Source organism: Nostoc favosum CHAB5714, assembly GCF_020829495.1.
Taxonomy (GTDB): domain Bacteria; phylum Cyanobacteriota; class Cyanobacteriia; order Cyanobacteriales; family Nostocaceae; genus Nostoc; species Nostoc favosum.
Window position 1 is genome coordinate 26357 of the sequence record NZ_JAIVFQ010000011.1, and the last position, 16938, is coordinate 43294.

The following is a 16938-nucleotide window of genomic DNA, read 5'->3' on the forward strand; positions in this document are numbered from 1 at the left end:
GTCCCTAAATTTGAGAGATAAGAGTGTTTTGTAAGAGTAGATGTTGGATACATTTGCCAAAACCAAAATATCATAATCTCTGTTTACGTATTAAACTCGCAACTCAAGGCTAAAGGTATGACTTTATTGATCGCACATTTAGGGCCTCCCGGCACTTATGCAGAACAAGCAGCTGTTTTTTATGTCAACTGGCTAACTAAAAGTACGGGATTTGAAGCTACCTTATCTCCCTATCCCACCATTTCCCAGTCACTGCACGCCGTTGCTGATGGTAAAGCCCACTTGGCTGTTGTGCCAGTGGAAAATTCTATTGAAGGGAGTGTCACTACAACACTGGATACACTATGGCAGTTAGACAGTTTGCGAATTCAGTTGGCTTTGGTATTACCCATTGTCCATACGTTAATTTCTTGCGCGTCTAGCTTAGATAAAATTAAAACTGTTTACTCTCACCCACAAGCTTTGGCACAATGTCAGGGATGGTTAGAGCGGTTTCTGCCGACTGTACAGATTATTCCCAGCAATTCTACAACCGAAGCATTACAGCGATTAGAGCAAGAGACAACAACGGCAGCGATCGCATCTAGTAGAGCAGCTCAACTCTACAACCTGCCCATACTTGCTAGTGGTATCAACGACTATCCAGAAAACTTTACTCGTTTTTGGGTAGTAAGTCAGGGTGAAGCGAACGCTGGATACCAAACATCAAAAGTGCCTACCAGTCACACATCACTGGCTTTCAGTATGCCTGCTAACACACCCGGAGCATTACTCAAACCCTTGCAAATATTTGCTCAACTAGGAATTAACCTCAGCCGGATTGAATCTCGTCCGACGAAGCGATCGCTAGGCGAATACTTGTTTTTCATGGATTTAGAAGCGGATGCCAAAGAAGCACAAATGCAATCTGCTTTAGCAGAATTAACTATCCACACAGAAATTTTAAAAATTCTTGGCGCTTACAATGTTTTGCCAATCAGCGCTGTTACTTGAGAAGTTAGGAGTCAAAAGTGAGGAGTACAGACGCGATTAATCGCGTCTGTACTCCTCACTTTTCATTAAATGTATCTTTGAGAACAGCGCGAGCTGCCAAGTGATTCCGAGTAGAGGTTAAAATTTCCGCTTCCCGCTCTAGACGAGTTGCAGTATCTTGCATTTCTAGCAATAACTGCTGCTCTGCGGCGACACCATAAAGGTTACTGGCTACCCAATAAGATAACTCTGTTGGTAGGTCAGGCAAATCTTCTGGCAGTTCGATATTTTGTTCGGTTAATTTAGCTGATAGACGCACAACATCTCGCAGTAGTTGTTCTACTTCAGAAGACAAAGGTCGCAAATCTTTAGCCGGTGGTTGGTCTTCAATCCACTCAACTAAGCCAACGCGGTATGGCTTTTCACGAACATACTCTAATACCCGAAATCTTTGCTGCCCTAAAGTCAACATCTCAATGCGATCATCTGGCAGCCGTTGGTGATGAACGATTTCCGCACAGCAACCAGTGTTTGCAATTGTACCTTTAACAGGATCGACCATCAAAACACCGAACCTGCGATCGCTCTCCAAAATCGTGTTCATCATGATTCGGTAGCGAAATTCAAAGATGTGCAGAGACAATGGTCTGGTAGGAAACAGCACTACTTCGGGTAACGGGAACAGAGGTAGTTCACGAACTGCAATTTTAGAAGATGATGTCATTGTTATCTTGGTATAAACTTAATCTTTAAAATTTCTTTTTCTCTGCTTTTCCCGTATTTTATCTACATTCTATCATTTGTTTCCTAGCTAAATAAAAGCCCTGAGACATATTTCTTCAGGGCTATGTAAAAATTTATACTAATTTCCTTTGTCCTTTGTCATTTGTCCTTTGCTAATGACTAATGACCAATGACTAATGACTAAATTAAAGTTTGACTTCGATATCTACACCCGATGGTAGATCCAATTTCATCAGGGCATCAATAGTCTTAGAAGAGGGCTGGTAAATATCAATAATCCGGCGATGAGTACGGGTTTCAAAGTGTTCCCGTGAATCTTTATCTACGTGAGGCGATCGCAGCACACAATAGATCCGGCGTTTTGTTGGTAAAGGAATTGGGCCTACAGCTGTAGCATTGGTGCGGTTAGCTGTGTCTACAATCTTCTCGCAAGATGTGTCTAATAAGCGTCGGTCAAAAGCTTGTAAGCGAATTCTAATTTTCTGCTGCTGTAGAGTTGCCATCTTTAATTTTCCAGGTTCTGCGTAATTAGGGGAATGGGGAATGAAGGAGAGACGCGATTAATCGCGTCTGTACAAAAGTGGGGAGTGGGGGTTAAGGGAGACAAAATTGCTTGGCTTCTTCCTACTCGCAACTCCCTACTCCCTTTAATTAAAAAGGAAGAGAAAGGAGCAGAGAGGCACTATACCATCTCTGCTCCTTTGTTATGAGCGAAAAGGTGCTACTTGATAATTTTGGAGACGACACCAGCACCGATGGTGCGGCCACCTTCGCGGATAGCGAAGCGCATTCCTTGTTCAATAGCGATCGCGTTGATCAATTCTACTGTCATCTTGATGCGATCGCCTGGCATTACCATTTCTACTTCTTTGCCTTCATCAGAAGTGTAGGCTTTGATGGTACCAGTTACATCAGTTGTCCGCACGTAGAACTGGGGACGGTAGCCAGCGAAAAATGGAGTCTTACGACCACCTTCTTTTTCTGTTAAGACATAAACCTCACCTTCAAATTCATTGTGAGGTTTAATCGAACCAGGTTTGGCGATGACCATACCCCGTTCAATATCAGCCTTCTGGATACCCCGGAGTAGTACGCCAGCGTTATCCCCAGCCATACCTTGGTCGAGACTCTTCTTGAACATCTCAATACCAGTTACGGTAGTGGCGCGAGTATCTCTGATACCCACTAGTTCAACGTTATCGCCAACTTTGACTACACCCCGCTCAATCCGACCGGTGGCGACAGTACCACGACCTGTAATTGAGAACACGTCTTCTACAGCCATCAGGAAGGGTTTATCAACATCCCGCTCAGGAGTGGGGATGTAAGAATCTACAGCATCCATCAGTTCATAGATTTTGTCTACCCACGGATTTTCACCGCGTTGGGTCTTAGGATTCTTGGTCATTGCTTCTAGAGCTTGCAGACCAGAGCCTTTGATAATGGGGATATCATCGCCAGGGAAATCGTAGCTGCTTAACAGTTCTCTCAGTTCTAGTTCTACTAGTTCCAAGAGTTCTGGGTCATCCATCAAATCTTCTTTGTTCAAGAAGACAACCAGACTGGGAACGCCTACCTGTTTTGCCAACAGGATGTGTTCGCGGGTTTGGGGCATAGGCCCATCGGTAGCAGCAACTACCAGGATACCTCCGTCCATCTGGGCAGCACCGGTGATCATGTTCTTCACATAGTCAGCGTGTCCTGGACAGTCTACGTGAGCATAGTGCCGACTTGCAGTCTCATACTCTACGTGAGCGGTATTGATAGTAATACCCCGTGCCTTTTCTTCTGGGGCATTATCAATTTGGTCGTAGCCCTTAGCTACAGCCTGACCCATAGCTGCCAAGGTCATCGTGATGGCTGCTGTCAAGGTAGTTTTACCGTGGTCAACGTGGCCAACTGTACCGATATTAATGTGGGGTTTATTCCTTTCAAACTTTGCGCGTGCCATGAATGCTCATTTCCTTATTTTAACTAAGCGTTCCCTTTGCTTTTTGCAATGATAGTTTCAGCTACGCTGCGAGGCACCTCTTCGTAGTGGCTGAACTCCATCGTGAAGGTACCCCGACCTTGCGTTTTTGACCGGATATCAGTGGCGTAGCCAAACATGCTCGCCAGTGGAACTTTGGATGTTACCTTAGCGAGTCCCTTTTCGGTGCTTTGGCTTTCAATCTGCCCTCGGCGGGTGTTGAGGTCGCCAATGACGTTCCCCATATAGTCTTCAGGAACTTCAACTTCAACTTTCATCATAGGCTCTAAGATGACAGGTGAAGCTTTCAGCACAGCCTCTTTCATCGCCATTGAGCCAGCGATTTTGAAAGCCATTTCTGAAGAGTCTACATCGTGGTATGACCCATCAATTAGCGTCGCTTTAACGTCAATCAACGGATATCCAGCTAGAACACCAGATTCGCAGCTTTCTTTCATCCCTTGTTCTGCGGGGCCAACGTACTCTTTAGGTACTGTACCGCCAGCAATTTTGGAAACGAATTCAAAGCCACTACCGGGTTCTCCAGGCTCCAAATTGATCACAACGTGACCGTATTGACCTTTACCACCACTTTGGCGGATGAATTTGCCCTCAACTTTGTTCACAGCTTTCCGAATTGTTTCTCGGTAAGCTACTTGTGGCGCACCTACATTCGCTTCCACCTTGAATTCTCGTAACATCCGGTCTACTAGAATTTCTAGGTGTAGCTCTCCCATTCCCGCGATCACGGTCTGGTTTGTTTCCGGATCGACGCGGACACGGAAGGTGGGGTCTTCTTCTGAGAGAGATTGCAGAGCCTTGGACAGCTTGTCCATATCGTTCTTGGTTTTGGGTTCAACCGCCACCGAGATCACAGGCTCAGGAATGAATAGGGATTCCAGAATTACTGGCGATCCATCATCACAGAGCGTGTCACCTGTCAAGGTGTCTTTCAATCCCAGAGCTGCTCCTAAATCACCCGCTCGCAGTTCATCGACATCTTGCCGATCGTCTGCCTTCATTAGAACTAAGCGGGAAATCCGTTCTTTTTTATTCTTACTAGCGTTGAGAACGTAGCTGCCCTTTTTCAGGACACCAGAATAAACGCGAACAAATGTCAGGCGACCGTAAGGGTCAGCCATAATCTTGAATGCCAGAGCCGCTAGGGGTTCGTTGTCATCAGCTTGCCGCTCAACAGTATCGCCATTGGGCAGTAAGCCTTGAATTGGCGGTACTTCACTTGGCGCTGGCAGGTAATCTACAACGGCATCCAGCATCAACTGCACGCCTTTGTTTTTGAATGCTGAACCGCAAAGTACTGGTACAATCGTCCCCGCAATTGTGCCTTTACGCAGGGCAGTCCGAATTTCCTGCTCTGTAAGTTCTTCGCCCTCGAAGTACTTAGTCATCAGAGCATCATCGGTTTCTGCTGCGGCTTCTATGAGCTTGGTGCGGAATTCGTCTACCTGCGCTTGCAATTCTTCCGGGATATCGGTTTCCTGGATATCGGTTCCTTGGTCATTGGCGTAAATATACGCACGTTGCCGTACTAGGTCAACGATTCCTTGGAAGTCGTTTTCGCTACCAATTGGTAGTTGAATGGCGATCGCATTTGCCCGCAGGCGATCGCGGATTTGCTCGTGAACTTTATAAAAGTTCGCTCCGGTGCGATCCATCTTGTTGATAAAAGCTATCCGAGGAACTTTGTAGCGTTCTGCTTGCCGCCACACTGTCTCAGACTGCGGTTGCACGCCGCCCACAGAACAAAATACTGCGATTACACCATCCAACACGCGCATGGAACGCTCAACTTCAATTGTGAAGTCTACGTGACCCGGAGTATCGATAATGTTAATTTGATGATCTTTCCAACTGGTACTGATAGCAGCAGCAGTAATGGTAATTCCCCGTTCCCGCTCCTGCTCCATCCAGTCTGTGACGGCAGTTCCTTCATGAACTTCGCCAATTTTATGAATTATCCCAGAGTAAAATAATATTCTCTCTGTTGTTGTTGTTTTGCCCGCATCTATATGCGCCGCAATACCAATGTTGCGTACTTTCTCTAGCGGGATCGTGCGTGCCACAGCTACCTCCTATAGTTTTTGCCTCATGATATCTTGTATATTACTCTTTGTTAAGATTCTATACTTTTACGGAAAACCGTCTTCTTTTTGTAAATCTACGATATACCGCTTCTGGAGGGCGATATATCGTTTTTCTACTTAGTAACGATAGTGGGCGAATGCTTTGTTAGCTTCCGCCATCCGGTGCGTTTCTTCACGTTTCCGAATCGCATTGCCAGTTTCGTTGGCTGCATCCATTAATTCATTTGCCAGTTTGCTTGCCATTGTCCGGCCTGGTCTGGAGCGGGAATATTGCACTAACCAACGCAGTGCTAGGGTTGTACCGCGTTCTGTACGCACTTCCATTGGTACTTGGTAGGTTGCTCCACCAACTCGCCGAGCCTTTACTTCTACTAAAGGCGTGGCATTTCGCACTGCTCTTTCAAAGGTTTCCAAGGCACCAGCACCAGTGCGTTCTTCAATAGTTTTTAATGCATCATAAACAATTCGTGCGGCAAGTGATTTCTTGCCATGACGCATGATCCGCCTGATAATCATGCTCACAAGGCGACTGTTATATACGGAGTCAGACGGAACTGGGCGCCTTTGAATAACACCACGACGAGACATACTTCACCTTTAATTCGGAATTGGCAACGAAATTATATGCTATCAGACACCGGAAACTAAAAGTTGTGGAACTCAACCCTCAGACTTTCTCAATTTTGTTTTCGACTGTTACAGCAATGCTGACTTATTGACTGCCAATTTTGGATTAGAGTTTTTGGTAGATGTTCCGACCACAAGGATTGGAAAAAATCAAAAGTCTGTAAGCCTCATCCCCTTGTGGGTTCGACCAATCCAAAATCGCAAATCGCTCGACTGAGCTTGGTCGAAGTCTAAAATCTAAAATTCATTGACTTGCTAGCTGCAACTAAATACTCAAGGCGACAACATTCTAAACCTTAATGTCCAGATTAGAATTCTGCTGTGGGTTACAGCGTTCTCCTCTGAACTTCTACACTTGCTCGCTTAGTGTAGATGTAGCTTGCTTGATTTTTTTAACAGACTTGAGCAGCTTTCATAACTACTCTTAGAACACAAACCCCGATCTTTTTTTGTCCTTGAGCGCTTCTAAGGTAGACGATTAATCGTGTTGGATGCGATTAATCGCCTAATCCTATTTTTTCGCTTCTTTCGGACGCTTGGTTCCATACTTGGAACGGCCTTGTTTGCGGTCTTTGACTCCGGCTGTATCTAGGGTGCCACGGATAATGTGGTATCTCACGCCTGGTAGATCCTTAACCCGACCGCCACGAATCATCACAACTGAGTGTTCTTGTAAGTTGTGACCAATACCTGGAATATAAGCTGTGACTTCAAATCCAGAGGTAAGTCTGACTCTTGCTACTTTACGTAGAGCTGAGTTAGGCTTTTTTGGTGTGGTCGTGTATACTCTGGTACAAACTCCCCGACGTTGGGGGCATTGTTTCAGAGCCGGGGACTTGGTTTTCTGACGCGCTTGTTCGCGCTCGTTACGTATTAGCTGCTGTATTGTTGGCATGAGTTACAGCGCGTAAAGCTGCTTATATGTCTAAGTTTTAACAAATCCTAATTATATCGTTTTTTAGGGGTTTATGTCAATTGTAATTTTTCCTTAATTACTTGGTCATTTTTGCTTTGTTATTGGCAAATGATCGCTAATTAAGGACTATTGACTAGTTGTGGAGAATGAATTACCACAGCCACAGGTTGCGATCGCCTGGGGGTTGTGGAAGCGAAAACCACCACCCATTAAGTCTTCTGAATAATCCACCCTCAAACCGTTGAGGTAATTTAAGCTGGCGGCATCTATGATTACTTGAATCTCATCCAAGTTGAAAACCTGGTCGCCAATTTTTATTGCTTCATCGAAGGACATCTCATAAAAGAACCCGGAACAACCACCTGGTTTTACTGCCAATCGAAACAAGACATTTGGCTGCTGTTTGGACTTTATTCGCCCAATCTCACTCGCGGCTGCTTGACTCAGATGAATCATGGAACTCGTTTTTTGCAATTGAATACCCCATCTTCATTTTACAGACAGATGGGTTGACTCTCGCTTCTTGAAAATTCCAAATTCCCAAAGGCAGGAGCGCGATCGCTATTACTACATTTATAACACTAATATGCTTCAGCCCCCACCTTAACTAGGTAGGGACTTCTGGGGTGCAGTGGTTCCCAAAGACGGTTTGCACAAAAACGTATTGAGTTTTGGGATTAGAGCTTTAATAGCGTTATTTTGGTTTTAATCCTTGGTACGGGCATAGTCATCTTGGTAGCGAATAATATCATCTTCTCCCAAGTATTCGCCATTTTGCACTTCAATCAACACCAAGGGGATCACGCCAGGATTCTCTAAACGATGAGATGTACATTGGGGTACATAGGTTGACTCATTATTGCTCAGTAGTACTTCTTTCTCGCCACAAGTTACCCTAGCTGTACCAGATACGACAATCCAATGTTCACTGCGGTGGTGGTGCATTTGTAGACTGAGGCGGTGTCCGGGCTTAACTTCAATGCGCTTGATTTTGTATCCGCGCCCTTCTTCCAAAACTGTAAAAGCACCCCAAGGACGTAACTCAGTTGCAGCAACGCCTCTGGAAGTGATAGTTGAAGGTAGGTGTAGAGTGTCAGTCTGTGTAGTTTCTTGATATCGAGCCATAGTTACCTCATTTGAAGACATAACAAACCGTTGGTACTCTTAACTATTGATAAAAAATCTGGCGCTATCTTGCAACGTTGGAAATCAGCAATTTTGTCGCACCTTGATAAACATAGCAAAATCAAACGTGACGGTGTAAATCATTACTACTAAAACTCTTGCATCTACACCAAGTCTTCATCAAGCAAAATTACAGGTTGCTCTAAACTTTAAAAAAAGGAGTGGGGAGTAGGGCGTTCGTTGGTAATTGAGTTTTTTTCGGCGTTGCTGAATCATGGGATGATTTCGCTCAATTTGGAACGAGTTTTCAATGGTTTCAAACGCCAATTCATCCCGCATTTATGCAACGCCTTTTTTTCCTATTCCCCATTCCCTATTCCCCATTCCCTACTCCCTACTTCCTACTCACTCATTATCGTGGTTTCAGGAAAATACCAATTCCATTATGAACACGAGCAGCGGTACTAGGTGAACGGTCGAGTAGTTGTCCTCCTAAGTAAAGGCTGGTAGAACTACCACCATCCAAATTTAAGGCATCCACACAGCCCATCTGTTGCATCAGTTGGGCATGTTCTGCCAAATTAGGCCCATAGCCGCCTGGACGATTATGGACAGCAGTAATCATCAATGTGCCTGTTGCTGTTGTGCAAATACCGCTACGAATAGCCTTTTCGGCAATAAAGGCATTGCTGAATTTTTCGCTTTTGGCATCAAGGACAATTTGACGATTTTGGACTAATAGTGGCCCAGCTCCGATAATGTGGGGATAACGGCTAAAATCAGCCGGAGCAGTGGCGCTAGAAATACTTACTGCGGTTCCAATAGGTAGCTGTGAGGCAGCACTAGCAGCGTTGGCGCGTAAGGTTAGTAGGTAGCCATCCTGGGGAATGGGAAAGGCCGTCTCACCAACTTTGCCGCCTGGTAACTGTTGAGTAATTTGGTCTTTCTGTACCACTAGAATAATTTCGTTATCCGTCAAGGGCGTATAAGTTGATCCCCAAGCTGGGGTGTAACGAGCAATACCACTCTGGACGTAGCCGCTATTGAGGAACAGAATTGGTAGACGCTGGTCATTTGCCGTGATTAAAGTTTCTTCTAAGGTGAGACGACCGAAGTAAAATTGGCCAGAATCATTCCAAGCGATCGCACCTCGGTTGAGAATGGGGCCTGATAACCACTGACCATCCCGACGAATTGCACCCAATGGCAATCTGTTATTGCGGTTAAAATAACCACCGTTAATTCCAGCTACTGCTAGGTAACGTTGTGCTGTTTGAATTAAGGGAGCAGTACCCGCAAGCCCATCAGGACTAGCCCACATAGGTTTCAGCGTTAGCCCAAATTTACGGGGATTAACTTCTAACCAGACCACCGGGAAGCGTTCTGTGCCTAAGTTGACATAATGCTGTCGCCAGCGCAATCCTGGGGCCCAAGTAATATCTTTTTCTTCTAGAGGATCGGGTCGAATATCGATAATCAGGCGATTGGGGTTATCTACAGTACTAACTTGAGGCGATAGACCGAAGGGAACGCTCAGACTAATTATGGTTTGGTTTTTCACCACCTCCACTTGTTGAATCAGTGGTTCAGGGGCTGGGGCTGGTGGTATTGGTTGTGTTGGTGTAACTGGTAATAATTGTTTGAGCAAGTTTGGCAGCAATGTTGGTGCTGCTGCTGGTGGCTGGGGGGTATAGCGTTCTATCAAAAGCGGATTGGCTATTCCATCCAGGGTAATTGTCCACTCTCGATTTGGCGGTGTAGTGGGTTTGGCAGTTGGTGTGTCTAGATCAGAGGATGGAGTTTCAATTTTTTTAATAATTGACCCTTGTGCAACTTGCCAGGGAGTTGGACGATCTAAATCAATAAGAATCCGAGTTTGTTGCAAAGGGGCACTTGCCTCTGGAGGTTCCTGGCTCTGAATAATATTTGTAATTTGTGCTTTTGGGGTAGCAATCACCAAAATGTTGCCATTGGTTCGGATTTCCCATCCAGATGTTTGAGCAAAATTGCTAATATCCAGATAGCGATATGCTCCGAGTAGTCTGGTGGTTAAAACCAATGGCTTTGTCACCGATGAAAACCACTGTATTGGTTGCCTTGCTGAGTTACTACTGTTTAAGAAATTGACTCCAATTAATTGCCTAAATGCCCCATCACTGATACTGGTTGTCACCTGACCAGATTTTCCAGAGCGCTGCAACCAAGTTCCTGGTAAAGTGCGACCATTGAGGGAAATTTGATTACCAGAGGATACTACGCCTGTTAAAGCAGGTGCAGGTGACTGGGAGATAAGCCTTGGTATTGATTGGGCGTTTTTTGGAGACTCCTGGGCGTTGATAGCATAGGTAGTAGTTAAGCATAGTGTTATTAAAAGTACTGGTGACACAGTAGCCCGGAAAAATCTGCGTTCGCCCTTGGCGTTGGCTTTGCGATCGCCATTCCCTGATTGGCAATAATTCGGCATTTTTACCATAATTTACTAGGTTTTTTGAAAACTATCAGCCAAGGTATAAACTAACTAATTATTTGGAAATATAAAAAAAACATGAGTTTATTTTTGAAAAAATATGCTATTCTATATATTGGCTAGTCATCTCTTTTAAAAGCCAATCAATTTATTTAGACGCTAAAGCCACTGCAATCAAGTGTTTTAACTGGCACTAATTCTAACCACACTATACACGGTAGTTTTGATTATCAAAACTGGATTAAGATATTTAATCCTGACTGAACGTTGCTACTGTTGTTACTTCAGTAAAATCTAGTTAATAGTAATACATGTGCCAACTGGTAAGCGGCAAAACTCTAGACAACAACGATATTTGGGAATTGTCAAATGGGTATATATTGTAATACGCTGATTTTATTGCTGGGTCAGGATAACTAAATAATTACTAATTCGTAATTCGTAATTCGTAATTAAAAGGGTACAGCAGCCCAGACTAAATCAAAGATTTAGTGGTTAACAAGACAATGGAGGGTACAACCCCCCACTGATTGCAACTACGAATTAAGGTAGCGTAGCATAAAGCCTTCTCTACGAGAGGCATCGCCAACGCCAATGCCAACGGCATAGCTTCCCTTAGAGGGAGTCCTTGATCGTCATGATCAATTACGCATTATTTTGACTTTGGCTTTAAAAAAGAGTAGAGCGTTCAGTTTTAGTTTTGTTTCAGGTGAGCCGAAATAGGCTCTATGAGTAGCTAGCGTGCATCTGGAAAAAGGGAATTGAGAAAATACTTAGCTTCACAATATAAAAAAGAAACTGTCAGGGCAAAAATGATGTCTTGGCGGAGGTAACTTGTCTAACACCGCATAAATACATAAAAAATACGTAAGCATTTTAACACGGGTAAACTAAAAAAGTAAAACCGAAGTTAAAATTTTTTTTCCCTAAATTTCGGTGTTTGTATATTTTTCCATCGCTGAATTTAGAAGTTTTTTCCCATAACGTAGTGGCAAAATTGGTAACTCAATACTTCAGGAACAGGGTATGAATAATAAACCGATGAATCAAGACCAGAAAATCATAGAGGACATAAACTCAAGAGATACCTATCAGGGGCAAAAGTGGTTAGTAGAGGAACGAGATGCCTGTGGTGTAGGTTTTATTGCTCATCGCCAAAATCATACCAGCCACGAAATTGTAGAAAAAGCCTTAGCTGCCTTAACTTGCTTAGAACATCGGGGAGGATGTAGCGCTGATCAAGACTCTGGTGATGGTGCAGGAGTATTGACAGCTATCCCTTGGGAGTTGTTCCAACAAGACTTTGCCCAAAGGGGGAAGGAATTACCATCCATCAATAATATAGCTGTTGGGATGATATTTCTACCACAAGACCAACAAGCAGCACAAAAAGCTAGGGCGGCAGTTGAGCAAGTGGCTGCTGAAGAAAAATTCACTGTACTGGGATGGCGAGTTGTGCCAGTGCAACCTGATTTACTTGGGGTACAAGCAAGAGAAAATCAACCCCAGATTGAACAAGTTTTGTTAGGTTCTGTTGACAAGAGTGGCGATGAATTAGAACGACAGTTGTATATTACTCGCCGCCGAATTAGTAAAGTTGCAACCAACATCTCAGAAGAATTTTATATCTGCTCGTTGTCAAGCCGCACAATTGTCTATAAAGGCATGGTGCGTTCTGCCGTATTGGGCAGCTTTTATGACGATTTAAAAAATCCAGCTTACAAAAGCGCCTTTGCTGTCTATCACCGCCGCTTTAGTACCAACACAATGCCCAAGTGGCCCCTAGCCCAACCGATGCGGCTTTTGGGTCATAACGGCGAAATCAATACTTTGTTAGGTAACATCAACTGGATGATGGCACGAGAAGCTAGCCTGAATCATCCTGTATGGGATGATCGCATCAAGGAACTCAAGCCATTAGTTCATATTGATAACAGCGACTCAGCTACCCTAGACAATGTGCTGGAATTGCTCGTGTGTTCTGGACGCAGCCCCTTGGAAGCTTTAATGATTATGGTTCCAGAGGCCTACCAAAATCAGCCCTCTTTAGGTAACTATCCAGAAATTGTTGATTTCTACGAATATTACAGTGGACTGCAAGAAGCATGGGACGGGCCAGCACTTTTAGTATTCAGTGATGGCAAAAAAGTTGGTGCAACACTAGATCGTAATGGCTTAAGACCAGCTCGCTACGTGATCACCAAAGATGACTACATCGTTGTAGCTTCCGAAGCTGGTGTAGTGGGCTTTCCAGAAGCCGATATTGTCGAGAAAGGTAGACTCGGCCCAGGGCAAATGATTGCCGTGGATTTAGTAAACCATGAAGTCCTGAAGAATTGGGAGATTAAGCAGCGTATCGCCAAGCAGCACCCTTATGGAGAATGGCTGCAGCAGTACCGTCAAGAATTAAAGTCATTAGTTATTGGTCATCCGTCATTAGCAAATGGCAATGGCAAAGGACAAATGACAAATAACCCTGGACAATTGCCTATTGACAAGCAAACATTGCTTCAGTTGCAAACTGCTTTTGGCTACACCACAGAAGATGTAGAAATGGTGATTCATCCAATGGCGATCGCAGGTTCAGAGCCGACTTTCTGCATGGGGGATGATATTCCTTTAGCGGTGCTGTCAACAAAACCCCACCTGCTGTATGACTATTTTAAACAGCGCTTTGCTCAGGTGACTAACCCAGCGATTGATCCCCTACGGGAAAAGCTAGTGATGTCTCTGAAAGTCGAACTGGGTGAGCGAGGTAACTTATTAGAACCCAAGCCAGAATATGCTCGGAGATTGAAACTTGAATCGCCAGTGTTAACGGATGGTGAGTTAGAGGCAATTAAGCTGTCAGGATTTGCCACGGCTGAGTTATCAACCCGATTTGCGATCGCCAGCGGCCCTGAAGGATTAAAGGCCGCAGTCCAATCTTTACAAGCACAAGCAGCTGAATCAGTCCGCGCAGGTGCAAAGATTTTAATCTTAAGCGATAAGGCAAATGACGGTATCAGCCCAGAAGATACATACATTCCTCCCCTGTTAGCAGTGGGTGCTGTACATCATCACCTGATTCGGGAAGGGCTGCGAATGAAAACATCCCTAATTGTCAATACTGCTCAATGCTGGAGTACTCATCACTTTGCTTGTCTCATTGGCTACGGTGCTGGTGCAGTTTCTCCGTATATGGCTTTAGATACGGTGCGTGATTGGTGGTCTGATCCCAAAACTCAAAAGTTAATGGGTGTGCAAAAAATTCCAACCCTCACCCTAGAACAAGCTTTAGGAAACTATCGCAAAGCAGTAGAGTCAGGTTTGCTAAAAATTCTCTCCAAGATGGGAATTTCTCTGCTCTCCAGCTATCAAGCAGCCCAAATCTTTGAAGCTATTGGCATCGGTGGAGATTTAATCGAACTGGGATTCCGTGGTACGACTTCCCGTATCGGTGGTTTGAGTGTTAGCGAACTCGCTGATGAAGTGCTTTCCTTCCACAGCAAAGCTTTCCCAGAAGTGACGGCCAATAAGTTACAAAACCTGGGCTTTGTGCAGTACCGTCCTGGCGGCGAATACCACATGAATAGCCCAGAAATGGTCAAGGCGCTGCATAAGGCTCTAGATGGCAAAAACTATGACCACTACGAAGTTTATAAAAAGCACCTCCAAGGTAGACCAGTAACAGCTTTGCGGGACTTACTAGACTTCCAAGGCGATCGCACCCCAATTTCTCTAGAAGAAGTAGAGTCGGTAACTGAAATTGTCAAGCGCTTCTGCACCGGTGGCATGTCTTTAGGTGCTTTGTCAAGAGAAGCTCACGAAACTTTAGCGATCGCCATGAACCGCATTGGCGGTAAATCAAATTCTGGAGAAGGCGGCGAAGATCCAGTGCGCTATACAGTTCTAGATGATGTAGACGAGTCTGGTCACTCGCCAACCCTACCTCATTTAAAAGGATTGCGGAATGGTGATAAAGCCTATAGTGCCATCAAGCAAGTTGCATCGGGACGCTTTGGGGTCACGCCAGAGTACCTAGTCAACGCCAAACAAATTGAAATCAAAATTGCCCAAGGTGCCAAGCCTGGGGAAGGTGGACAACTGCCAGGGCCCAAGGTGAGCCAATACATTGCGATGTTAAGGCGCTCGAAGCCAGGTGTGACGCTGATTTCACCACCACCGCACCACGATATCTATTCCATTGAAGACCTAGCACAACTGATTTTTGACCTGCATCAAATTAATCCCAAAGCCAAGGTATCGGTGAAATTAGTTGCAGAAGTCGGCATTGGCACGATCGCAGCTGGTGTAGCCAAAGCAAATGCTGATATTATCCAGATTTCTGGACATGATGGTGGTACAGGTGCATCGCCACTAAGTTCAATTAAACACGCTGGTTCACCGTGGGAACTGGGTTTAAGTGAAGTGCATCGCGTCTTGATGGAAAATAGCCTGCGCGATCGCGTGATTTTACGCGTGGATGGCGGACTCAAGAGTGGCTGGGATGTGGTAATAGGTGCATTGATGGGCGGTGAAGAATTCGGTTTCGGCTCCATCGCCATGATTGCTGAAGGCTGTATCATGGCGCGAGTTTGCCACATGAATACCTGCCCTGTGGGTGTTGCTACCCAAAAAGAAGAACTCCGCAAGCGGTTTACGGGAATGCCGGAACAGGTTGTTAACTTCTTCTACTTCATCGCCGAAGAAGTGCGTAGTTTGTTAGCACGACTTGGCTACCGTTCTTTGTCAGAAATCATTGGACGTGCAGATTTGTTGAAATTGCGCCCAGAGGCAAAACTCACCAAAACGCGATCGCTCAACCTGGACTGTTTACTTAAGCTACCAGATACCAGAGACAATCGTAGTTGGTTGCTGCATGAAGAAGTCCATAGCAACGGCGTGGTTTTGGATGACAAGATGCTTGCCGATCCCGACATTCAGACTGCCATTAGGGATCAGTCCACTGTTACCAAGACTTACCCTATTGTTAATACTGACAGAACAGTAGGCACAAGATTAGCCGGAGCGATCGCTTCTAAATACGGTGACAGCGACTTTGAAGGACAAATTAATCTCAATTTCACAGGCAGTGTTGGGCAAAGCTTTGGTGCGTTCAACCTCCCTGGTATAATTCTGACACTGAAAGGAGAGGCAAACGACTACGTAGGTAAAGGGATGCATGGTGGTGAAATCATCATCAAGCCTCCAACTGATGCTACTTATGACGGATCACAAAACGTGATAGTTGGTAATACGTGCCTCTATGGTGCTACTGGTGGCATGTTATTTGCAAACGGTTTAGCAGGAGAGCGCTTTGCTGTAAGAAACTCCAAAGCCATAGCAGTGATTGAAGGCGCTGGGGATCACTGCTGTGAATACATGACTGGTGGTGTGATTGTCGTCCTCGGCAAAGTAGGACGTAACGTAGCAGCTGGAATGACTGGTGGACTGGCGTACTTCTTAGATGAAAACGACTCATTTCGTGAGTTAGTCAACCCGGAAATTGTCAAAATCCAGCGGGTGATTACAGAAGCAGGTACAAAACAACTGCAAGAGTTAATCAAAACTCATGCGGAACGCACTGGTTCACCAAAGGCGAATAAAATTCTGCAAAACTGGGAAGAATTTTTGCCGAAATTCTGGCAGTTGGTTCCACCTTCTGAAGCTGATAGTCCCGAAGCTGATCCTGAAAAAACAACTGAGTTCAGTTTAGTAAGGAGTCATTAGTAACTGTAACTGTTCTCCTACTATGCCTTAAGCCATTCTCCCGTTTAGACACCTAAAACAGTCGGCTGAATTTACCCCTCAAAAGACTAGACCTTTTGCAAAAGTCCCTAACACCCCACCCCCAACCCCTAAGAGCTGTTCGGGAGGGGAGACAAAGCGTAGCTTTGGCGGAGTGGGGTTCTTATTTTTGATTTATGCAAGAGGTCTACTGTAGAGAGCAAAATATTCCCCCTTAAAAAGGGGGAATCTCACTAAATGATTCATAACTGGACTTTAGACTAAGTTGATTTGTTCTTTAGTT

General features: G+C 44.9%; 11 protein-coding genes. 2 read left to right on the forward strand and 9 right to left on the reverse strand.

The window, feature by feature from the left end; genetic code table 11:
* Positions 1–117: 117 nt before the first annotated feature.
* On the forward strand, positions 118–993 hold the full coding sequence (pheA, locus tag LC586_RS10420; protein WP_229484475.1) for a prephenate dehydratase: 876 nt from the start codon (positions 118–120) through the stop codon (positions 991–993).
* A 55-nt stretch (positions 994–1048) separates the two neighbouring features.
* On the opposite strand, the gene LC586_RS10425 is transcribed toward pheA, so the two are convergent.
* The 9 genes from LC586_RS10425 to LC586_RS10465 form a co-directional block, all read right to left on the reverse strand.
* Entirely contained in the window at positions 1049–1696 is a 648-nt protein-coding gene (locus LC586_RS10425; protein ID WP_229484476.1) for an LON peptidase substrate-binding domain-containing protein, read from the reverse strand.
* Positions 1697–1901: 205 nt separating this feature from the next.
* On the reverse strand, positions 1902–2219 hold the full coding sequence (gene rpsJ, locus LC586_RS10430) for a 30S ribosomal protein S10 (protein WP_017320518.1): 318 nt from the start codon (positions 2217–2219) through the stop codon (positions 1902–1904).
* A gap of 218 nt (positions 2220–2437) precedes the next feature.
* Entirely contained in the window at positions 2438–3667 is a 1230-nt protein-coding gene (gene tuf, locus LC586_RS10435) for an elongation factor Tu (RefSeq protein WP_100899834.1), read from the reverse strand.
* A gap of 23 nt (positions 3668–3690) precedes the next feature.
* Positions 3691–5769, reverse strand: coding sequence for an elongation factor G (fusA, locus tag LC586_RS10440; protein ID WP_229484477.1), 2079 nt, complete (start codon positions 5767–5769; stop codon positions 3691–3693).
* 138 nt (positions 5770–5907) lie between these two features.
* A complete protein-coding gene (gene rpsG / locus LC586_RS10445) occupies positions 5908–6378 on the reverse strand; it encodes a 30S ribosomal protein S7 (RefSeq protein ID WP_069070112.1) in 471 nt (156 codons plus the stop codon).
* A 550-nt stretch (positions 6379–6928) separates the two neighbouring features.
* Complete coding sequence (gene rpsL / locus LC586_RS10450; protein ID WP_012410236.1) at positions 6929–7312, reverse strand: 30S ribosomal protein S12; 384 nt, start codon at positions 7310–7312, stop codon at positions 6929–6931.
* A 147-nt stretch (positions 7313–7459) separates the two neighbouring features.
* Positions 7460–7789, reverse strand: a complete 330-nt coding sequence (locus tag LC586_RS10455) for a HesB/IscA family protein (protein ID WP_229484554.1) — start codon at positions 7787–7789, stop codon at positions 7460–7462.
* Between the two features lie 249 nt (positions 7790–8038).
* Positions 8039–8458 (reverse strand): cupin domain-containing protein, encoded by a 420-nt coding sequence (locus LC586_RS10460; RefSeq protein WP_012410234.1) that lies wholly within the window; start codon positions 8456–8458, stop codon positions 8039–8041.
* A gap of 412 nt (positions 8459–8870) precedes the next feature.
* Positions 8871–10931, reverse strand: coding sequence for a phosphodiester glycosidase family protein (locus LC586_RS10465; protein ID WP_438822885.1), 2061 nt, complete (start codon positions 10929–10931; stop codon positions 8871–8873).
* Positions 10932–11951: 1020 nt separating this feature from the next.
* Here LC586_RS10465 and LC586_RS10470 point away from each other — a divergent pair.
* Entirely contained in the window at positions 11952–16637 is a 4686-nt protein-coding gene (locus LC586_RS10470; RefSeq protein WP_229484479.1) for a glutamate synthase-related protein, read from the forward strand.
* The last annotated feature ends 301 nt before the right edge of the window (positions 16638–16938 follow it).